Below are 19,963 nucleotides of genomic sequence, written 5' to 3'. Positions count from 1 at the left end.
TACCGTATATGTATGGCAGAAGGGATGTGCATAGAACTGTATTGCCGAATTGGCTATAGTCGTTTGGAATTACCGTATCTCATGAATATCCAGGCAGCAAAGCCGCTAGAAAGAGTCAGGAGGTAGGTAAAGAGCTCTACAGCGGAAAGATCATCATATAACTCCCCCGGCAGCCAAGGAAACACTCCATAAGTATAATCCACTGTATCATTCAATAGAGTCCATGCGATGGCCCCGGTAAGCGCTGTCCAGCGGTAATGAAACAACCGGACAAACAGCAGCGCCTCCACCGCCATCGCCGTATGCGAGGCAACCAGCATCCAATCCTGCCATGCCAGCACATCCCCTTGGGCTTGTCCTGCAAATATAATGGCAACTGCCCATACCCCGTACTTCACTGAGGTAACAACGGCCAATGCCTCAATGAACTGCTGAAACAAGGCACTGCCCAATCGCTTAGGCGGGTATAGAAGCAGCAGTAGTGCCAAACAGAAGAACAAACTCGCCGTCGGACTGTCCGGTACAAATATGACCTGCCATATGTAGCCGTGGTTCACCGTGTCAACCATTTGACCACCGTACCATATGTATCCATAAATCGTTCCAAGTGCATTGCATATGAACAATAACCACAGAATCGATCGCTTACTTAAAAATTCCCGGCTCCACAGATGTGAAATTGACAAACTCCGTCCTCCTTGTCTCATATGACTGTATTCTAATTACATAGCTACAGCCGATTATACCTAAACGCCCGATACATTTCATCTAAACCCTTCCTATTTAAAAAAACCTGACCGCATCAGCGGTCAGGTTCCTCTGTGTATCATTACTCTCCAGCAGCTTCTGCTTTCTGGCTTGCAAGCCATTCAGCCAACTGATCAAGCTCTGCTTCGGTTACACCAAAACCTAAAGCCTGACCTTTCATTGGAGGCATAGTACCTTGGCCATTTTCAATGATAGCCATGATCTCTTCCTTGGTGTGGGTATCCCCAACACCGCGAAGCGATGGACCGGATGCCCCTTTCAGATCTGCAGCATGACAGGTGATGCATGTAGCTGTCTTAAAGGTTTCCATTGCCGGATTATCCTTGTCCACAATCGCTACAATACTATCTTCCGACTGCTTGCCGCTGGTTGTCGGCAGTCCCGCTGCATGTTTCTCTTCTGCTTCTTCTTCCCGCTGAATATGCTCAGGCTTCTGTCCCGTAGCTTCCAACTCATGCACATAGTGCGTCCATGCTGCATTCGTCAGATAAATGACGGCAAACAACGACAGAATCATAAGTGCCGAAGTAATCGGCCTTTTATAGAATCGCCGTTCTTTCCCTGTATCAAGGAAAGGAACCAGCAGCAATGCACCGAAGGCGACCCCTGAAACCCCAATTGTACCGAGAACGACATAATCACCGGAAGCGTAAGGAAGCTTCAAGTATTCATACAAGAACAGGAAGTACCAGTCCGGCATCGGGATTACAGAAGCCCCCGGATCTGCCGGATAACCAAGCGGAGCCGGTTCCGAGATGGTCAGCACAAGAAATCCGACCAACACAACGACCCCAACCATCCATTCCTTCAGCAAGAAGTTAGGAATGAACGCTTCTGATTTACCGGGATAAGCGGTGTAATCCGGCGGGGTAACCCATCCGCTGCCTTTTTTCACACGCGAATCGCCGACAAAAACTACTTTCTCATCAGATTTATGACCATGTGCCATAAATATGCGCCTCCCTTCTTCTTATAGTGGACCGGAAATACCTTGTCGGCGGATCATAATAAAGTGTCCTACCAATAGGGCAAGAAGGACAGCCGGAAGGAAGAATACGTGAATAGCGAAGAAACGTGTTAGCGTTTCGGCACCAACAATCGTACCGCCCTGCAGCAATTCTTTAATGATTGGTCCAAGCCAAGGTACGGAGTTCGCAATCTCCAATGTAACTTTTGTAGCGAAGTAAGCTTTGTTATCCCATGGCAGCAGGTAACCTGTCAGACCAAGACCGAGCATAACAAAGAAAATGAGCATGCCGACTACCCAGTTCATTTCACGCGGCGCTTTGTAAGAGCCTGTGAAGAACACGCGCATCGTATGCAGGAACATCATTACGATTACCAAGCTTGCGCCCCAGTGATGCATACCGCGGACAATCTGTCCAAAAGCAACCTGTGTTTGCAGGTACTCGACACTGTTGTAAGCGTTTATGATATCGGGCACATAATACATCGTCAGGAACATCCCCGACAGAATCTGGATGACTGTGATAAAAAACGTCAAGCCGCCGAAACAGTACACAAACGCGGAGAAATGATGCGCCGGGTTTACGTGTTCCGGTACCTCGTGGTCTGCAACGTCTCTCCAAATCGGCGTGATATCGAGACGTTCATCAATCCAGTTGTAGACATTCTTCAACATCTGAATCTACGCCTCCTATTTAACTACGGTATTTGGCACGATGGCGCCGAGGTAAATCCAGCCGTTATCAATTTTCGTCTCGTACTGGTCAAGCGGCTTCGGCGCAACTGCAAGATTCTTACCGTCCGGTGTATAACGTGCACCGTGGCAAGGGCAGTGGTACTCATCCGGGAAATTCTTGTTGTTATTCCATCCAACAAGGCATCCCAAATGCTTACAAATTGGTGAAAGCGCTACAATCTCACCTTGATCGTTCTTACGAATCCACGCCGTCAAAGTGGCTGTACTGTTGTACCAGCCGTCCTGCTGTTTGAGTTCAAAATGGAATTCTTGTGGATCGTTGGTAATTTTGCTCTCTTCCGCTACCTTTACAAAAGATCCTTCTTCTTTATTCTGAAGAATCGGATCAACGGCAAAGCGAAGCATTGGCAAAACTACCCCAGCAGCCATATAAGCTGTGGCACCGCCCAACGTGTATGTAAGAAATTGTCTGCGGGACATCTCTTTCAGACGGGGTGGATTGTGCGATTCTTCATGCTCGTCATTGTGGTTGCTGCTCATTCTGTGTTCAACCCCCTTTGTCAACCGTTCTTAAGTGTCATCAATGATCAAAATCACACGACTTACTAGGACATACTAATAATATATTAGGCACCCAAGACCGTCAAGAATTTGAACCCCAAATTTGGGTTCGCTTCCAATAGCCCTTTCATAAATTGTTGGTTTTTTGTCACATTTCGATACGGCTTTCCTGCTGCCACATTTCACTGATTTGTTCGGCAACAACGGCCGCCAAGGGGGTATCTCCATTGCCTTCAAACCTGCGCCGGGACAGCACCAGCGAACTTTCAGGCACATCCTCTTCAGAAAGCTCGCGATCGGCTGTCATGACAACAACATATTTGAACCCGATGGATTTGACATTGTGACAAACTTCATTTAGAAGCTTTATATCTTCAGTCTTTCCATATTGTATGGCTGGATATGTAATCAATCTGCCCTTAAACGGAATTTCTGCCAAATCCATAAAATCCCGAAGCCGCTCCAGTGCAGCAGTCACTTCCCACGGCGACTCCAAACCTGATAATCCGGTATACGGAATGAGGCAGGTATCATAGAAAGGCTTCAGTTCCTCCCAAGTTTGCTCGTCCACTTCACTAAATTTCATGCAGGGTACATCCTTTCTGCTCACTCATTATGATTTTTCTTCATTATAAGAGTGAATCTGCAGTAAGGCAAAAAAAAGAAGAAATGCGATAAAGCATTTCTTCAATTCAAAGTCCTCAGTTCATCCGTCAGGTTTCGGAAAGCCACTTCGTCGCCGGAAGCCAGCGCTTCGTCAATTTCTTTATACAGCTCTTCACTCCGATGCTTGCGCAATGCTTCGTCCCACACCATCTCGGCCGCCAGACCTAACATAACCTCGTAAGTAACCTTCATCTTATCCATTAGGATGCACCTCCAAACTAAATTTGCATATAGCTTATATTCTTTCCCATTAATTGCTTTACTCTCATAAAATCATTTTGGCTGTTTCGACTACCTAACCATGCTAGAGGATCAAATCGTTCGAATCGCTGATATGTATACTGGCTTCCGCAGCCTTTAAGCCAAGCGCGGTCATTTTGTACGAAGTTCCCATCGTTTGGCTCTCCCCTATACGGATCATCCCTAAATGCATCAGCATACGGATAATCCGATGCTCGAGCATATTTTGCGGACTATCATAATAGAAAGGACGGATTAGCCAACCCAGCGATTCATAAAGAGATGCAGCTGTAACCCAATCTCTTGCACATTGACTGATCCAGTACACAAGAGAAGTGATATTGGGAATTGCGCCCTTATACAGTCTTAACCAAAAGCGGAATATCTGTATCACGCTAACTTGATTTCCTTCCTCAATAAACGAAGTTCCGCTTTCCGTCAAGATTAACCGGGCATTGCTTTCCGTGATCCATTTTCTTGCGTAAGCATAATCGTACAGCAGTGCAAATCGATCGGGATATTCAATGCAGGATCGGCCGTACCCAAAGCGCCATGCACCTTTCGTGATCAGCGGCTCCGTAATATGCAGCGTGCTCATCAGCTGCTGCTGGTTCCGCCTGTACATAAACCCTTCCTGATTCAATTCAATATCATGTCCACCGACATACTTAAGAATCAGCATCAAATCTTCCGCGGCCAGTCCCTGCTCGTCCCGATATACTTCCGGATCATCCGTCAATCGCTGCAGGTTTTCATGGAGACGTTCACGAAGCACGTCCCGAAAGCGCTCCTTCAAATCCGAAGGTACTTGAAACAAATATTTGGTGGAGTGGGTAAAACCGTTAAACAGCCACCCGCTTCGGCGATAGCGTGCAACAGCCTCACGCGGACTTTCCGTTTTCTCGGAAGCCTTCTTTTTCACAGGGGCCTTTGCACCCTTCTCTTCCACATCCGCCGTAAGGCGTATCGCAGCAGTCAATTCTTCCAGGCTGTAGCCTGTTCGAGTGTCAAAGACCAGGTTGTTCAGGAAACGCAAATCGCTTGGTGTCAAGCTGCTAACCTGCTCCTCGAAGAACTCTCTTCTTCCGAGCTTGGACAGGATGCTCTGAATCAACTCATGCTTCGAATTTCTCTTGGCGTCACAATCGTAATGATTCGCTATATTGCTAAGCTGTCCAATATCGGCATATGTGAGCATATCCGCTAGATTCATCTTCCATCGCCTCGCCGTTTTACAACCATTATGGGAAGGTTTTGAACATTTGATACCTGTTTGCTTCAGTTTACGAAATTATTTTTTTGTATATAAAAATGACTATGCTCTCTTATATAATGATAGAATGCCTATAGAGTCAAAATATAACATTTATGAAGCCCTCATCTAATAAAATGAAATGCACGTTGATATGAAAGTGATTTTCAAAATTCAGGAAGGGGAATTATTGTGAGAACACCAGAGCATGAAATATAACTTGGCGCCCATAGAATTCGAGGGCCTCCATATCCAAAGCAATTTCAGATGCAGTTACAACTCATTATAAATTGTTATGGAGGTTGTCAAACCATGATTAAAGACAGACAGTTTATGGCCTATATCCAAGAAGTGGATCAGCATTTTTCTGGATGGGACTTTTCACATATCACGGCTTCAGGACGCATGCAGTCGCAGCTTCTTCCCTAGTCCTTGGGCAGTTTGGTCATTCCCTTGTTGCGGAATGCCAATACGCTGCTGGACATGGGTACGGGCGGTGGGGAGTTCTTATCCTCTCTTCAGCCCTTGCCACAGTCCGTCTACGCAACTGAAGGATATAAGCCTAATGTACCGGTGGCGAAGAAGCAGCTCGAGCCGCTGGGGGTAAAGGTTGTGTATTTCGAAGACGATGCTTCCCTTCCTTTGGAAGATCATTATTTTGATCTGATCATCAATCAGCATGAATCCTATTCCGTCACGGAACTGCGGAGAATTTCGAACGATCGGGGTATATTCATAACCCAGCAATCCGGGGGAACGGATTGCGCAGGAATCAACGAAATGTTTGGAGTCCCGCTGAATGAAGAGTTCGCTCATTGGAATCTGGAAACGGCGATGGAAGAGCTGCTCGATCATCGTTTTAACATCACTCTCAGCCGGGAAGACTTCCCGCTGCAGCGATTTTATGACATCGGTGCGCTGGTGTATTACCTGAAAGCCATTCCGTGGCAGATCCCTGATTTCACCGTGGAACGCTACCTGGAGCCGTTGCATCGAATCCATCTTGTCATCCAGTCCAAGGGCTACTTCGAGATTCAGCAGCATCGATTCATCGTGAAAGCAGAAGTTTAAACGACAGTCCTTATAATAAAGAGGAGCCTCCCCCGGGGAAGGCTCCTCTTTATTATAATTCAATGTACTTACGACTGCTTTGTCAGCAAATGCTTGGTACAGTTAAAGAGAAGGGGCGACCAATCATCGTCTTTTCTCTCCAGGACGGTGAGCGACAAATTGCCAATGCGTTCACTCAGAACACCACGACATACCAGTTTGTACAATTGCGCCAAAAAACCGCCATGACTGACAACCAGAATGTTTGCATTCGGATGTCTATGCCACATATCGTCAAGGAAAACAAGCCCCCTCGACTGCAGCTCAATGTCTGATTCCTGCCCTAAATCCTGCAGATGCCAGTCGGCACCGAACCTGGATTCACGTTCTTCCGCTGTTAAACCCTCCACCTGTCCGTATCTGCGCTCACGCAAACGGTTATCCGGTGGTGCCAATGGAATATTCAGCATGGATGAGATGATCTTCGCCGTCTCCTCGGCACGGGAGAGACCGCTGCTAATCGCAAAATCCCATCGATAGGACTCCTGCAGGAGTCTTTCCCCTAGCAAACGCGCTTGATTACGACCTTCCTCGTTAAGTGGAATGTCCGTTTGGCCTTGTATTTTGCCTACAGCATTCCAATCTGTTAAACCGTGACGAACCAAGCCGATCTGCATGCCACATCTCCTCCATCCTCATGTATTTTATCTTCTCACCCGATTTAATCTCTTCAGGAAAAACAAGGCGAAGCCGATTCCCAGCAGGGACAGGATCATCCAATATTCTGGCTGAGTTGGGCTCATATCAACCACAAAAGGATCAATAATCCCGCTGTTGGTTTTCGGAATGTTGTAATCGTCCTGAGAAGCCAGGCCATGGGCTGTGTCAGCCACTCCCGTAGGAATTATTCCTGTAGTTACCGCTTCCGGTACGGGGTCCGGCTGATTGCCCATCGTTGCAAAATAGACAAAGCTGCAAACAAACAATGCCAGAAACCCTGCAATCATTAGAGTCAACCGTTTACGGGAAACCCGGCTTACCGCACGGCTCTTGGATGTTTCCTCCACCAGCCACGGGAAATCACGATAAATCCGATCCATTACATTGCGGTTGATTTGGTCAGCGTCCATATCCGGAATTTCATGCTCCAACGCATGGACCAGATCTTGACTCTCCACCCACATTTCGTACTCCTCTGCACATGAACTGCAGGTTTGAACATGTGCTTTCAGCCGTTGTCGCCGCAGATCATTGTCAGGCAAATCCCAGACACTTTCCATCAGCTCTTGGGCTTCATCGCAAGTCATCTGCTCTTCATCCCTCTCAGATCCTCAAAAACCGGCTCATGAAAATAAGGTTCGAGCTGAATTTTGACACTGCCACGGGCTCTGAACAACAACGATTTGACCGAGCTGACACTCTGACCCAAAATATCCGCGATTTCTTGATAATCCAGTTGATCGTACTCCCGAAGAATCAGTGCAGATCTTTGTTTCTCCGGCAAATTATTAATGGCTTCTCTTACCATATGTACTCGTTCGCTTCGCAGAATCGCCTGTTCCGGAGCAACCTCCAGTGGAGCCACCGGAACGACTCCACTCTCCTCAAGCGGCAATGTGCCGCTGCGATGCTTGCGGAGCTCGCTGAGCACGGTGTTCCGTGCAATGGTATAGAGCCATGTTGAGAAGGATGCATCTACTTCTCGGAATGAATGCAAGCTTCGGAAAGCCTTGTAAAATGTTTCCGAGCATAAATCCTCAGCCATAAGCTCCATCTGCGAGCTTTTTAACATATGATAGACAAATGCTAATATTTTCCTCTGATAACGTCGCATTAATTCGGAATAAAGTTCGGTATTGCCTTGCTTGATTTCCTGGATCAATTGGGAATCCGTCATATGATTTTTCGTTCCTCCTTCACCCACCGGTGCCTCTTCCTTGTCCTGTACTTGTTCAAGGATGCAAAATCAAGGATTTGCAAAAGTACCGTCAAACCATATATAGTTACGCCTCATGTTGTCTGACTATTCTATGTATTTGGCAATTTCCCCAAATCTTCTACACTAGTACTCTAGCATTATAGCACAATTTGGAGAAAAGTTCAGGTTTGTGCCAGGAGGTTTACCACGGTTAGGAAAATAGACAAAAAAAATCCGCCTTCAAATTTGAAGGCGGTTGCACAAAGTGCAATATTTTGGATAGGAGTGGAGAGAAACCATACTGTACTTTTATTATATGTATACGTTTACATTTTGTCAACACATTAAACACATTTATTTCCGGTTGTTTTAAACAACCGGAAATATCACTGGTAAACCGAATGTCCTTGCGATATCAGCAGCTCTTTAGCACGCTCCTGTTCCATTTCATTGCGGAAGGAAAGTCTCATAACACCCGGAACATCTTCCCGGCTCTCGATAATCTGCATGTTGCTGAGGTTAATGCGGTTTGTTCCCAAATCAGTTGCGATTCGACCGATGATCCCTGGATGGTCAGGTACGTCAAGATACAAATCGTACCGGGATACAATCATACCCTTACGTCTCTCAGGAAGCACACTGCGGAACTCCCCCGCTCTGCGGAAAGCCTCTTCGATAGCAGGTCCGTCTTGATTCTCCAGCATATCCATAAACCGCTGAATTCCTTCATTCCAGTCCCGAAGTAAAGGAAGCATTACATTGCGATTGTTTAATAAAATGTCCCGCCAAACCACGGGATCACTGGATGCAATTCGGGTAATATCCCGGAAGCCACCTGCAGCAAGTGTGCGGTACAGCGGATTCTCCTCATTATAGGAGCTGATTTGGTTCACCAAAGCCACTGCGATCACATGGGGCAGGTGACTGATCGCCCCTACAATCTCATCATGCAGTCTCGGCTCTACCTTCACAATATGCGCCCGTGTATGAGCAAGAAGCTCCACAAGAGTATCCAGCTTCTCCTGAGGCACTTGATCTGGAGGGGTGAGGACATAATAAGCATTCTCGAACAAAACCGTCGAAGCAGCACCTACACCTGATCGCTCCGACCCAGCCATTGGGTGTCCTCCGATAAAGCAAGCTTCCTTAAGTGTTAGCTGTGCTGCACATTCCGCAATGCTGGCTTTTGTGCTGCCTACATCTGTGATAATGCACCCGGGTTTAAGCGGCAATTCGCTTAAACGCTTTATATATGTCTCCAGGCTGCCTACAGGAACGCACAGGAATATCACATCCGCATCCTGGGCTGCTTCTTCTACCGATAGGGTAACCTTGTCAACAACGGACTTGGCCGTAACCTGATCGGCATATTCCTGGGTGTGGGCATAACCCGTAACGGTTATGCCTGGTTTTCCTTTGAAGCATAATGCTAACGAACCGCCGATCAAGCCGACGCCAAAAATAGAAATGTGCATTGTCATGTTCTCTCTCACTCGTTTCAAGCTGCGATTATTTGTGGTGTCATTCGATCAGGCTGGAGAATTCACTTCGTGGAGCACTTGCTCCAAAGCGCCGATAAAAGCCTTGTTCTGTTCCTCGGAACCTACGGTTACGCGAATGTAGCTCGGGTAGACCTCAAATCCCGGTCGCACGATAATGCCTTTGCTAAGCAGTAATTTGAACACTTCGGTACCCGGATTCTGTACATCCACCATGATGAAATTACCGTTCGCAGGGAAGTAGGACAGCCCGAGGCGATCGAATTGCTGCTGAATATACGTAATGCCTTCGGCATTCCGCTGACGGCATTTGGCAACAAACTCCTGATCCTTCAGAGCAGCTTTCGCGGCTACTTGGGCAAGGCGACCTGTGTTAAATGGCTCGCGTACCCGGTTAATCAGGGAGATAACTTCCTGTTGACCGATGCCGTAACCGATGCGAAGCGCTGCCAATCCGTATATTTTGGAGAAGGTACGCAGAATAACCAGATTAGGATAGCGTTCCATCAGCTTGATGCTGGCTGGATAAGAAGCGTCCGTAACATATTCATAATAAGCTTCATCCAGTACAACCATTACGTGGGCAGGAACCTCATCCAGGAAGGATACCAGTTCACTCTCGGATACGATGGTTCCCGTAGGGTTATTCGGGTTGCACACCCATATTATTTTCGTTTTGTCCGTAATGACATTGACCATGCCCGGAAGATCATGCTTCCCGTTGATCAGCGGTACCTCAATGCTCACGGCACCTTCAATGTCTGCATTGGTTTTATACACGGAGAAGGTCTGATCCGCCATAATGGTCTCATCCCCCGGCTCCAGGAACGCTCGAATAATGAGAGCAATAATCTCGTCGGATCCGCATCCGAAAATAATTTGACTGCGTTCAATTGCCAGCTGGTCAGCAAGCTCTGCCGTTAAATCAGCCGCGCTTCCGTCCGGATACAAGCTGAGTGTTCCCAGTTCAGCGGTGATCGCTTCGGTTGCCCGCGGCGAGCAGCCATAAGGGTTCTCATTGGAGGCCAATTTAATGACAACATCAAGTCCTAATTCTTTTTTCACCTCTTCAATCGGCTTGCCCGGTTGATATACAGGAAGATTTACAATTTGCGCTTTTGGTTTCATTCGATATTCGCCTCACCTTTCATAACTGCTGTACACAACGCTAACCTTTTAATTGTGCCACAAACTCTCTAATTTGCAAAAGTCCCTGCTGACGCGTCTCTTCTTTTTCCAAGATAGGTATATTGGATTCAATCTGGCGTACAATCGCGCTTCCGACAACCACACCGTCACAGATTTTCGAGAATCTGGCCACTTGCTCGCCGGACGATATGCCAAAACCAATCGCTATCGGAACATGGCTGTATTGCTTCACCGTTTCAAGGAAGGACTCAATTCCCGAATAAAAATCGGAGCGCTCTCCCGTCACACCAAGCGAGGATACGCAATAGACAAAGCCGGTCGCCTCTGAAGCAATGCTCGCAATCCGTTCATGCGAGGTTGGTGCCACCAGCGGAATCAGGTGGACGCCTGCAGCATGTGCCCGGCTCCTGATCTCTTCGGATTCCTCCACCGGAAGATCGGGAATGATCAAGCCGCTGATATCATTCTTCAGCACTTCCTCAAAAAATGTATCCAGCCCGGTTTGCAGAACCGGATTGTAATAGGTAAAGAGAATGAACGGCAGCTTGCTTCCGAGGTCTCTAGCCAGACGCGCAGTTTCCATGCAAGTTCGGATCGTTACCTTGCTCTTCAGTGCACGCTCGGAAGCGCGCTGGATGACCGGGCCGTCGGCAAGAGGATCCGAATAAGGAACGCCGAGTTCAATAATATCGGCTCCTGCAAGTTCAAGCTCGTGAATGATATCCAGCGTCGACTTCACATCGGGATCGCCGACAGTAAGATAAGGAATCAGGGCGGTTTTGTGTTGCTGTTTTAACGATGCAAAGGTCTCATCAATACGGTTCATTCTGTTATCCCTCCCGTGTAAGCCATGATGGACTCCACATCCTTGTCACCGCGACCAGATAAATTAATCACCACGATATCGTCCTCAGACCATGTTGACGCCATCTTCACCGCTTGTGCCACGGCGTGGGCGGATTCCAGAGCCGGAATGATGCCTTCCGTGCGGCATAACAGCTGCAGGGCATCCAGTGCCTCTTGGTCCGTTATCGGCACATACTGCACACGCTCAATATCTTTCAGGTATGAATGCTCCGGGCCAACACCCGGATAATCGAGGCCGGCAGAAATGGAATGCGCCTCCTGAACCTGACCGTATTCATCCTGGAGCAAATAACTCATCGATCCCTGGAACACACCATGTGTCCCTTTGGACATGGTAGCCGCATGAAAATCGGTATCCACACCTTTACCTGCCGCTTCAACGCCGATCAGACCCACTTCCTTATCTTCGAGGAACGGGTAGAACATCCCGATGGCATTGCTCCCTCCCCCGATCGGAGCGAGAATCACGTTCGGAAGGCGTCCTTCCGTCTCCAAAATCTGCTTGCGGGTCTCATCCCCGATAATTCGCTGGAAGTTCCGCACCATCATCGGATAAGGATGCGGACCTACGACAGAACCCAGAACGTAGAAGGTATCCTCCACGTTGCTGACCCAGTAGCGAAGCGCTTCGTTGCCCGCATCTTTCAGGGTACGGCTTCCCGAAGTCACCGGAATCACTTCTGCCCCGAGCATTTTCATACGGAACACATTCAACTGCTGCCGCTTGGTATCTTCCTCGCCCATGAACACTTTGCATTCAAGACCCAGGAGAGCAGCTACCGTTGCAGTTGCGACTCCATGCTGTCCGGCACCCGTCTCGGCAATCACCTTGCCCTTGCCCATGCGCTTGGCTAATACGCCCTGAGCGATGGCATTGTTGATTTTGTGGGCGCCTGTATGATTCAAATCCTCGCGCTTGAGATAGATTTTGGCCTTGCCCAGTTGCTGGCTTAACCGTTCTGCATAATACAGAGGCGTTTCCCGCCCGGAGTACTGCTTAAGCAAATAAGCGATTTCTTCCTTGAATTCAGGATCCTCCGAAAAGCGATTATATTCCTGTTCAAGCTCTATTAAAGCGTTCATGAGTGTTTCCGGCACAAACCGGCCTCCAAACACCCCGAAACGTCCATTACGGTCCGGAAGCTGTGTCATTTCCCCTTCACCCTTTCTACGAATGCAGTCACTTTGTTTATATCCTTCACGCCAGGTTCACTCTCTACACCGCTGGATACATCCACGCCGTATGGAGCATATTGGCCGATTAAATGCGATACATTATCCGAATCGAGCCCGCCTGCTATAAACAAGGGAATTCCTTGCTGTGAGGCCCACCGCTGGTAAGGTGGAATCAGGTCCCAGGCAAATGTCTTGCCAGATCCACCGCCGTACACCGGATCGTAGGTGTCCAGCAGCAATCCGTCGATGCATCCAGCGTACGCATCCAGTGAGGACAGACGATCCGCTTCCGAACGGTCACTCTCGATAGATACAGCCTTAAAAACGGAAACCGGGAAGCGCTCCTTCACTTCCCGGCAAAATTGCGGCGATTCCTGACCGTGCAGCTGCACGACATCGAGCGCCGCTTCTTGAAGGAGCTCTTCCAGCTCATTCAGATCAGGGTTAACCAAGACGCCGACGGCGGCAGGAGTCTTGCCCGTATCCCATTGCCGCAATACTTGAATCAGCTGTGCAGCTTGCTTGGGCGATACGTTTCGCCGACTCTTCGCAAATACAAATCCGATATAATCCACAGGTAAGTTTATCATAGATTTTAGCACTTCAACGCTTTGAAGTCCACATATTTTTAGAACCGTACTCATCAGCGAATGCTCCCCTTTATTCTGTGTCTGCAGCAATCGGCAAGGGTCCCATCAGATCATTAACCGCCCGGAATACATCCTGCTGACGCATGAAATGCTCTCCTACCAGAACACCATGTGCCCCGACATAATGCAGGTAAGATATATCTGCGGGTCCTGAGATTCCACTCTCGCTGATCAAGGTGATTCCTTGAGGAACTTGCGCTGCGATATCAGCCGTTGTCTGAAGCGAAGTTTCGAACGTACGGAGATTTCGATTGTTAATCCCGATAAGCTGAGCGGTGCCCAGCTCAAGAACCGTCTCCATCTCCTTCTGATCGTGGACCTCGATCAAACAATCCAGACCGATGGAGCCCGCGGTCTCAATGAACTCCGCGATTTGCTGCGGCTCCAGGATGCTTGCAATCAACAGAACCGCATCCGCCCCCAGGAGGCGTGCTTCGTAAATCTGGGCCTCATCAATCAAGAAGTCCTTGCGCAGCAAGGGAATATGAACAGCTGCTCTAACCGCTTTTAAATATTCACCGCTACCTTGAAAATAGTCTCTGTCTGTCAGCACGGAGAGGCAATCCGCATCGGCCGCCTCATACGCTTTAGCGATCATAACCGGATCAAAATCCGGCCGGATCAAACCTTTGGAAGGAGATGCCTTCTTCACTTCGGCAATGAGCCCCATGCTGCGTTTTCGTCCTGTGGACAATGCCTTCTCGAATCCCAATGTGGGCGGTAATTCCGCGATCTGTCTCAGCGCCTCCGAGACGCTGAAGGTTTCGCGCAGCTGAGCAACCTCTTTGCGTTTCGTTTCTACAATTCGATCAAGATACATAACTCATTTCCCCCGTTCTTGAGATCAACTGCTCCAGCTTGGACTGAGCCAATCCCGTGTCGATTGCTCCCGCTGCCCGCTGTACGCCTTCTTTCAAACTGTCCGCCAGCCCCGATACGTAGATGCATGCTCCGGCATTGGCAAGCACAATATCCCGGTAAGCGCTCCGTTCACCGCGCAGCACTGAACCGATAATCGCTGCATTTTCCTTTGCGTCTCCGCCCAGGATGTCGCTCATCGGATGAACCGACAGTCCCAAATCATGAGGGTGAATATCGTAAGTATGGACTTCCCCGCCGCGAAGCTCAGATACACGTGTAGGCGCCGATATGCTGATCTCGTCCAAACCATCATGGCTGGTTACCACCATTGCGCGTTTTAGGCCGAGTTCTTTCAGCACTTGAGCAATAGTTTCCGTTTTATTCATATCGTAAATGCCGAGCATCTGCCGATCGGCGCCGGCAGGGTTCGTCAAAGGTCCAAGCATATTAAATACGGTCCGGATACCCAGCTCTTTTCGCGGTGCAGCGGCATATTTCATGGACGGGTGATAGATTTGTGCAAACAAGAAGCAAATACCGATATCATCCAGACATGCAGTTGCCTGCTCGGCGGTGAGGTGAATATTGACACCCAATGCCTCCAGCACGTCTGCGCTTCCCGCCCGGCCTGAAGCCGAACGGTTGCCGTGTTTTGCCACTCTGACCGATACCGAGGAGGAGATGATCGCGGATACGGTAGAAATGTTGAACTTGTGAATGCCGGATCCTCCGGTACCGCACGTATCCAGCAGTTGATTCCGCTCGGTAACAACGCGCCCGCCCGCTCCTCTCATCGCTTCGGCAAAACCCGTTATCTCCTCTACCGTCTCCCCCTTCATTCTCAAGGCAGTGAGCAGTGCGCCAATCTGCGAATGTGTTGCTTGGCCTTCCATGATGGACTGCATCACCCCACGGGCTTCATCCCGATTCAGGTCTTGACCCGCAATCAACTTCGTAAGACTGAATTGTACCGGTTCCATAACGTTCATAACGTTCTCCTCCTTCAGTTTAGGGTGTGTATTGATACAGATAATCCTGATTGATCAAATCGTTAGCGCCTGTGCTGGTCGGAAACATCGCCTCCGCTACGCGGATCGCCTTGAGCATGCCCTTGGCTTTATTGACGGTCTCCTCGTACTCCTTCTCCGGAACCGAGTCCCATACGATACCGGCACCTGCCTGCACATAAGCCTTGCCCTGACGAAAAATAATCGTGCGGATCGTAATGCAGGAGTCCATATTGCCGCCAAATCCCAGATAGCCGATGGCTCCGGCATAAGCCCCCCGGGCTTCCCGCTCCAGCTCGGCAATGATTTCCATAGCTCGGAGTTTCGGAGCCCCTGATACCGTTCCCGCCGGAAGACAGGATAGGAAAGCGTCAAAGAAATCTTTGTCCTCGCTCAGCTGTCCGGATACGCTGGATACCATGTGCATTACGTGAGAGTATTTTTCAATCTCCATAAACGTGTCGCATTTCACCGATCCAAATTCCGATACACGCCCCAAGTCGTTCCGGCCCAGATCCACAAGCATCAAATGCTCCGCCCGTTCCTTCTCATCGCTCAGAAGCTCTTCCGCCAATGCCTTATCCTCGGCCTCGTCGACGCCTCTTGGCCTTGTACCCGCAATCGGCCTTGTCTCGAGCCTCCGTCCATCCACCTTCACCAAGGCTTCAGGAGAGGTTCCAACAATAATGTCATCATCCATTTTGAGATAATACATATACGGCGAAGGGTTCAGCGTTCTCAGCACACGATAGACGTGGAGCGGCGATACTTCCGTCTCAATATGGAAGCGCTGGGACAATACGACCTGAAATATGTCTCCTGCTCGGATATACTCCTGGGCTTGCTTCACATTGGCCATGTACTTCTCCTTGGTCATGTTGGATTTGATATCCCCCATGTCAACGTCTGCCGGAATGCCTCTGGAATTTACATTCTCACGCGGTCCCTGTTCTTGCAGCTGCTCAGCTGCCGCTTCCAGTTCACGGCATACGTCGATATAGCTTTGACGGATGGTTTCATCCGTATCTCCGGGCTTGACGTGTACATTGCCAATCAGCATGATCTGCTGCTTCATATGATCGAACACGATGACCTGGTCACAGAACATAAAGCGAATATCATCCATTCCCAGATCATCCATGGCATGCGCCGGGAGCTTTTCATAATATTGAAGCAGGTCATATCCAAAAAAACCGATAGCCCCTCCGGTAAAAGGAGGCATATCCTTCAGCTGCGGGCTGCGGTACGTTCGCAGCAGCGCCTTCAGCTCCTCAATCGGCTTGCCTTCGAGCAAAGTTCGTTCCCCGTTCACTTCGATTTCGATCTTGCCTTTCTTACCCGTTATCATTAAGAAGGGGTCTGTTCCGATAAACGAATACCGTGCCCACTGTACACCGCCCTCAACGCTCTCAAGTAAAAATGCCCGCTTCCGCTCCGCATACCGCTGAAAAATGCGAATCGGGGTCTCCATATCGGCTAACAGTCTGATCGCTACCGGAATCAGGTTGTATTCACCTGCCATTGCCACCACTTGCTCCATTGATGGATTCGCCATGTCAATCCCTCCTTAATGAGTGTAAACAACAAAAAAACCTCTACCGAAGTAGAGGTTAACGTTCAGAAAAAGTCTATGAAAAAAGAGCGTGGTCAAGAGAAAGTCAAATCAGTCACAATGACAAACTACAGCGGCTGCGTTCCATTGCCAGGTTCACAAATCCTACTTATAACCCAACGTACGAACAAGCTGTACTATTCGTCATGAATACTAATCATTCTCTAACCCGATTGTGTTGTTACCTAAATGCCTCAGCTCTTCTCAACTCAACTCATCTGTAAAACCTAACTCTACTCAGCTATTCTGATTTCACTATACAGGATAATACCCTAATTCTGCAACCCAAAATTTTAGTCATCAGGCGTTCGAGCCCGATAAATCCGGGCGCAGCCGCTTGGCTTCGTTCAAATACACATGCTTAATCTCGCTTTGGCTTTTGTCCGTGTTGACCTGCACCATAAACCGAATGCAGCGCGGAAGACTGCCCTGAACCGGTATTTCAACCGAACACATCAAAGGGACGAGATCCCAACCCTCCAGCTGGCGTATCGCTTTGGCAGGGAACGCCGCGTCGAGATCCTGAGTCATTGTAATCCATATATTGCTAATATATTCCGGTTGAAGCTCATTACGTCGTACCATCTCTTCAAGCAGTCGCAATGTCTCCTGCACTATTTCCTGTTCATCATTCCGAGTGACGGTTGTCGCCCCCCGGATTCCCCGATTCATCATGAACTATCCCTCTCCCTTCAACTGTTCAACCACGGATCGAACAGCTTCTACCGGCACATCCTTGACAATGGCTACAGAACCGACAGCTTCCGGTACAATAAAGACCATTTGCCCTTCGGTGAACTTTTTATCGTGCTGCATGGCTTCCATAATTCGTTCAACCGAGACATCCTCCGGCAAGGTTACAGGCAGGTTCACTGCCTTCAACATGCTCACGGTCTCGTGATGAAGATCGGCACTTCTGCCCAGCAGCTCTGCGAGGCGAGCCGATCCGGCCATGCCGATCGCTATGGCCTCACCGTGCAAAAAGCGTCCGTACCCTCCGACGGCTTCAATCGCATGTCCAATGGTGTGTCCCAGATTTAGAATGGCACGCAGGCCGCCTTCCCGCTCATCCTGGGATACAACATTTGCCTTAATGGCGCAGCCGCGCTCGAGTCCATAGATCAAGGTCTCCGGAGCCAAGCTCAGCAGCTTCTCCCCATTGTCCCGGCACCAATAGGCAAAATCACGATCCAGAATCAGGCCATGCTTCACCATTTCGGCCAGACCCGAAGACACTTCGCGCGGAGGCAGTGACGCCAGCGTATTCACATCGTAAACCACCATCACCGGTTGATGGAAGGCGCCGATCATATTTTTGGCTAACGGATGGTTGACCGCTACCTTGCCGCCAACACTGCTATCATGCGCCAGTATGGTGGTTGGAATTTGAACAAATGTCACCCCGCGCATGTAAGTAGCCGCTACAAACCCCGCCAAGTCACCAACAACGCCCCCGCCTAGCGCAAATACAGCAGAGCTCCGGTCCAGTTTGCCGTTGATGGCTGTGGTCATAACCTCTTCATAAACTTGAAGCGATTTGGAGGATTCACCAGAAGGTACGATATGAGAAATGACCGTGTACCCTTCTGATTTTAACTGCTCCTCAACTTGAGACAGATAATGAGGTGCAACTTTATCATCCGTTACGATCAGATGCGGACTCTTCCGGCTAATCCCATGCTTTGCACTAAGCGTACCGATGGAATCCAGAATTCCTGCTCCGATATAGATCGGATACGAACGCTCTCCCAGTTCCACCTGCAGTGTTCTCATATTAGTAGTTCTCCAGCTGCTTCAGGTAGTTTTGGTAGTTCGCATGGATTTCTTCCATTGAGTCACCGCCGAACTTCTCAAGAAACGCTTTGGCTACCTCCCAAGTGACAACATGCTCCATCACAACGCTGGCCGCTGGAACCGCACAAGCATCCGAACGTTCAACCTGTGCCGTAAAAGCTTCCTTCGTATCGATATCTACACTCTGAAGCGGCTTGTATAACGTCGGAATCGGCTTCATGACACCGCGAACGACGATCGGCATGCCATTGGTCATTCCGCCTTCAAATCCGCCCAGGCGGTTAGTTGCACGGTAGTACCCCCGTTCCTCGCTGTACATGATCTCATCATGCACTTGGGAACCGCGCAGCTCGCCTGCTTCAAACCCGATGCCTACCTCGACGCCCTTGAACGCATTGATCGACATTACGCCTTGTGCGATGCGGCCATCCAGCTTGCGATCATATTGGACGTGGCTGCCAAGACCAACCGGCAAACCTTCGATGATGCATTCAACAATACCGCCTATGGAGTCGCCTTCTTTTTTGATCAGGTCTATGTAGGTTTCCATCTTCTTCTCCGTCTCTTCATCCACAACCCGGACCGAAGACGCTTCCGTACGCTCAATCAGCTCATCAATCGAAAGGTTATGCGGAGGAGCTTCAATCTCACCGATCCGGATCACCTGGCCTGCCACCTTGACACCGAACTGTGCCAGGAATTGTCTGGCAATTGCGCCAACCGCTACGCGGACCGTCGTCTCACGTGCGCTGGAGCGCTCCAGCACGTTGCGCAGATCCTTTAGGTTGTATTTCAAGCCGCCGTTCAGATCGGCATGTCCCGGTCGTGGACGGTGCATCCGTCTCTTCGCCTCGTCATTGCCTTCAATCGGCTCCACATTCATAATGTTCTGCCAATGCTTCCAGTCGTTATTCTGAACGACCAATGCAACCGGGGCTCCCGTGGTATATCCGTGCCGAACACCGCCAAGAATTTGAGCCGTATCCTTCTCGATTTGCATGCGGCGTCCCCGGCCATATCCCTTTTGTCTGCGATGCAGTTGAAAGTTAAGTGCTTCAAAATCAAGCTCCAAATTGCTCGGTAGCCCTTCGATTATAGTTGTCAGCTGAGGACCATGTGTTTCCCCAGCAGTTAAAAAACGTAAACTCATGATGCTTTTCCCCCTTTAAACTTTTAAGCGTTAAACCGCTAAACTCCGTAAACATCTTCTGCTCATTATAGTATAGGTCC

The 19,963-nt window shown here is 49.2% G+C and carries 21 protein-coding genes and 1 pseudogene; 1 reads left to right on the top strand and 21 read right to left on the bottom strand.

Translation table 11 applies throughout. The features are described from left to right. Positions 1–53 precede the first annotated feature (53 nt). From PGL02S_RS09545 to PGL02S_RS09515, 7 genes are all read right to left on the bottom strand, one after another. Positions 54–686, bottom strand: a complete 633-nt coding sequence (locus PGL02S_RS09545) for a DUF1405 domain-containing protein (protein ID WP_006209502.1) — start codon at positions 684–686, stop codon at positions 54–56. Between the two features lie 143 nt (positions 687–829). After that, complete coding sequence (locus PGL02S_RS09540; RefSeq protein WP_036636873.1) at positions 830–1,717, bottom strand: menaquinol-cytochrome c reductase cytochrome b/c subunit; 888 nt, start codon at positions 1,715–1,717, stop codon at positions 830–832. A gap of 21 nt (positions 1,718–1,738) precedes the next feature. Then, positions 1,739–2,410 (bottom strand): menaquinol-cytochrome c reductase cytochrome b subunit, encoded by a 672-nt coding sequence (gene qcrB, locus PGL02S_RS09535; protein ID WP_006209500.1) that lies wholly within the window; start codon positions 2,408–2,410, stop codon positions 1,739–1,741. Between the two features lie 15 nt (positions 2,411–2,425). Then, positions 2,426–2,971, bottom strand: coding sequence for a ubiquinol-cytochrome c reductase iron-sulfur subunit (locus PGL02S_RS09530; RefSeq protein WP_006209499.1), 546 nt, complete (start codon positions 2,969–2,971; stop codon positions 2,426–2,428). Positions 2,972–3,140: 169 nt separating this feature from the next. Next, complete coding sequence (locus tag PGL02S_RS09525; protein ID WP_036636871.1) at positions 3,141–3,578, bottom strand: DUF2487 family protein; 438 nt, start codon at positions 3,576–3,578, stop codon at positions 3,141–3,143. Positions 3,579–3,679: 101 nt separating this feature from the next. Then, complete coding sequence (locus tag PGL02S_RS09520) at positions 3,680–3,859, bottom strand: IDEAL domain-containing protein (RefSeq protein ID WP_006209497.1); 180 nt, start codon at positions 3,857–3,859, stop codon at positions 3,680–3,682. Positions 3,860–3,962: 103 nt separating this feature from the next. Next, a complete protein-coding gene (locus PGL02S_RS09515; protein ID WP_036636868.1) occupies positions 3,963–5,111 on the bottom strand; it encodes a hypothetical protein in 1,149 nt (382 codons plus the stop codon). A 351-nt stretch (positions 5,112–5,462) separates the two neighbouring features. Between PGL02S_RS09515 and PGL02S_RS09510 the strand changes: the two are divergent. Beyond that, positions 5,463–6,221: pseudogene (locus PGL02S_RS09510) on the top strand (class I SAM-dependent methyltransferase). Positions 6,222–6,289: 68 nt separating this feature from the next. Here PGL02S_RS09510 and PGL02S_RS09505 read toward each other — a convergent pair. The 14 genes from PGL02S_RS09505 to aroC form a co-directional block, all read right to left on the bottom strand. Beyond that, on the bottom strand, positions 6,290–6,877 hold the full coding sequence (locus tag PGL02S_RS09505; RefSeq protein ID WP_036636867.1) for a histidine phosphatase family protein: 588 nt from the start codon (positions 6,875–6,877) through the stop codon (positions 6,290–6,292). 27 nt (positions 6,878–6,904) lie between these two features. Next, entirely contained in the window at positions 6,905–7,507 is a 603-nt protein-coding gene (locus PGL02S_RS09500) for an anti-sigma factor family protein (protein ID WP_036636864.1), read from the bottom strand. Then, entirely contained in the window at positions 7,504–8,097 is a 594-nt protein-coding gene (locus PGL02S_RS09495) for an RNA polymerase sigma factor (RefSeq protein WP_036637036.1), read from the bottom strand. Before PGL02S_RS09495 ends, PGL02S_RS09500 begins: the two co-directional genes overlap by 4 nt. Before the next feature lie 407 nt (positions 8,098–8,504). Beyond that, positions 8,505–9,593, bottom strand: coding sequence for a prephenate dehydrogenase (locus PGL02S_RS09490; RefSeq protein ID WP_006209490.1), 1,089 nt, complete (start codon positions 9,591–9,593; stop codon positions 8,505–8,507). Between the two features lie 54 nt (positions 9,594–9,647). Then, complete coding sequence (hisC, locus tag PGL02S_RS09485; protein ID WP_006209489.1) at positions 9,648–10,745, bottom strand: histidinol-phosphate transaminase; 1,098 nt, start codon at positions 10,743–10,745, stop codon at positions 9,648–9,650. 40 nt (positions 10,746–10,785) lie between these two features. Next, entirely contained in the window at positions 10,786–11,592 is an 807-nt protein-coding gene (trpA, locus tag PGL02S_RS09480) for a tryptophan synthase subunit alpha (RefSeq protein ID WP_036636860.1), read from the bottom strand. Next, positions 11,589–12,785, bottom strand: a complete 1,197-nt coding sequence (gene trpB, locus PGL02S_RS09475; protein ID WP_036636858.1) for a tryptophan synthase subunit beta — start codon at positions 12,783–12,785, stop codon at positions 11,589–11,591. Before trpB ends, trpA begins: the two co-directional genes overlap by 4 nt. Beyond that, on the bottom strand, positions 12,782–13,399 hold the full coding sequence (locus PGL02S_RS09470) for a phosphoribosylanthranilate isomerase (RefSeq protein WP_006209485.1): 618 nt from the start codon (positions 13,397–13,399) through the stop codon (positions 12,782–12,784). The genes trpB and PGL02S_RS09470 overlap by 4 nt, the downstream gene beginning before the upstream one ends. Positions 13,400–13,469: 70 nt before the next feature. Continuing rightward, complete coding sequence (trpC, locus tag PGL02S_RS09465) at positions 13,470–14,279, bottom strand: indole-3-glycerol phosphate synthase TrpC (protein ID WP_036636856.1); 810 nt, start codon at positions 14,277–14,279, stop codon at positions 13,470–13,472. Next, positions 14,269–15,309 carry an anthranilate phosphoribosyltransferase gene (gene trpD / locus PGL02S_RS09460; RefSeq protein ID WP_006209482.1) on the bottom strand — a complete coding sequence of 347 codons (1,041 nt, stop codon included), beginning with the start codon at positions 15,307–15,309 and terminating at the stop codon, positions 14,269–14,271. Before trpD ends, trpC begins: the two co-directional genes overlap by 11 nt. A 19-nt stretch (positions 15,310–15,328) precedes the next feature. Next, entirely contained in the window at positions 15,329–16,882 is a 1,554-nt protein-coding gene (gene trpE, locus PGL02S_RS09455) for an anthranilate synthase component I (protein ID WP_036636854.1), read from the bottom strand. A gap of 357 nt (positions 16,883–17,239) precedes the next feature. After that, complete coding sequence (gene aroH, locus PGL02S_RS09450) at positions 17,240–17,614, bottom strand: chorismate mutase (RefSeq protein ID WP_006209479.1); 375 nt, start codon at positions 17,612–17,614, stop codon at positions 17,240–17,242. 3 nt (positions 17,615–17,617) lie between these two features. Further along, entirely contained in the window at positions 17,618–18,712 is a 1,095-nt protein-coding gene (gene aroB, locus PGL02S_RS09445) for a 3-dehydroquinate synthase (RefSeq protein WP_036636853.1), read from the bottom strand. A gap of 1 nt (position 18,713) precedes the next feature. Then, positions 18,714–19,883, bottom strand: coding sequence for a chorismate synthase (gene aroC / locus PGL02S_RS09440; protein ID WP_036636852.1), 1,170 nt, complete (start codon positions 19,881–19,883; stop codon positions 18,714–18,716). Positions 19,884–19,963: the final 80 nt, after the last annotated feature.

This window comes from Paenibacillus glucanolyticus NBRC 15330, from assembly GCF_004000885.1.
In the GTDB taxonomy this organism is placed as follows: Bacteria; Bacillota; Bacilli; order Paenibacillales; family Paenibacillaceae; genus Paenibacillus_AQ; species Paenibacillus_AQ glucanolyticus.
Note: the sequence above shows the minus strand (reverse complement) of the source record. Positions and strands in the feature narration are given on the sequence as shown.

Bases quoted from the DNA above. Each gene is read 5' to 3' on its own strand.
- PGL02S_RS09540 (WP_036636873.1), bottom strand. From the start codon at position 1,717: ATGGCACATGGTCATAAATCTGATGAGAAAGTAGTTTTTGTCGGCGAT.
- qcrB (WP_006209500.1), bottom strand. From the start codon at position 2,410: ATGTTGAAGAATGTCTACAACTGGATTGATGAACGTCTCGATATCACG.
- PGL02S_RS09530 (WP_006209499.1), bottom strand. From the start codon at position 2,971: ATGAGCAGCAACCACAATGACGAGCATGAAGAATCGCACAATCCACCC.
- PGL02S_RS09525 (WP_036636871.1), bottom strand. From the start codon at position 3,578: ATGAAATTTAGTGAAGTGGACGAGCAAACTTGGGAGGAACTGAAGCCT.
- PGL02S_RS09520 (WP_006209497.1), bottom strand. From the start codon at position 3,859: ATGGATAAGATGAAGGTTACTTACGAGGTTATGTTAGGTCTGGCGGCC.
- PGL02S_RS09515 (WP_036636868.1), bottom strand. From the start codon at position 5,111: ATGAATCTAGCGGATATGCTCACATATGCCGATATTGGACAGCTTAGC.
- PGL02S_RS09505 (WP_036636867.1), bottom strand. From the start codon at position 6,877: ATGCAGATCGGCTTGGTTCGTCACGGTTTAACAGATTGGAATGCTGTA.
- PGL02S_RS09500 (WP_036636864.1), bottom strand. From the start codon at position 7,507: ATGACTTGCGATGAAGCCCAAGAGCTGATGGAAAGTGTCTGGGATTTG.
- PGL02S_RS09495 (WP_036637036.1), bottom strand. From the start codon at position 8,097: ATGACGGATTCCCAATTGATCCAGGAAATCAAGCAAGGCAATACCGAA.
- PGL02S_RS09490 (WP_006209490.1), bottom strand. From the start codon at position 9,593: ATGCACATTTCTATTTTTGGCGTCGGCTTGATCGGCGGTTCGTTAGCA.
- hisC (WP_006209489.1), bottom strand. From the start codon at position 10,745: ATGAAACCAAAAGCGCAAATTGTAAATCTTCCTGTATATCAACCGGGC.
- trpA (WP_036636860.1), bottom strand. From the start codon at position 11,592: ATGAACCGTATTGATGAGACCTTTGCATCGTTAAAACAGCAACACAAA.
- trpB (WP_036636858.1), bottom strand. From the start codon at position 12,785: ATGACACAGCTTCCGGACCGTAATGGACGTTTCGGGGTGTTTGGAGGC.
- PGL02S_RS09470 (WP_006209485.1), bottom strand. From the start codon at position 13,399: ATGATAAACTTACCTGTGGATTATATCGGATTTGTATTTGCGAAGAGT.
- trpC (WP_036636856.1), bottom strand. From the start codon at position 14,279: ATGTATCTTGATCGAATTGTAGAAACGAAACGCAAAGAGGTTGCTCAG.
- trpD (WP_006209482.1), bottom strand. From the start codon at position 15,309: ATGAACGTTATGGAACCGGTACAATTCAGTCTTACGAAGTTGATTGCG.
- trpE (WP_036636854.1), bottom strand. From the start codon at position 16,882: ATGGCGAATCCATCAATGGAGCAAGTGGTGGCAATGGCAGGTGAATAC.
- aroH (WP_006209479.1), bottom strand. From the start codon at position 17,614: ATGATGAATCGGGGAATCCGGGGGGCGACAACCGTCACTCGGAATGAT.
- aroB (WP_036636853.1), bottom strand. From the start codon at position 18,712: ATGAGAACACTGCAGGTGGAACTGGGAGAGCGTTCGTATCCGATCTAT.
- aroC (WP_036636852.1), bottom strand. From the start codon at position 19,883: ATGAGTTTACGTTTTTTAACTGCTGGGGAAACACATGGTCCTCAGCTG.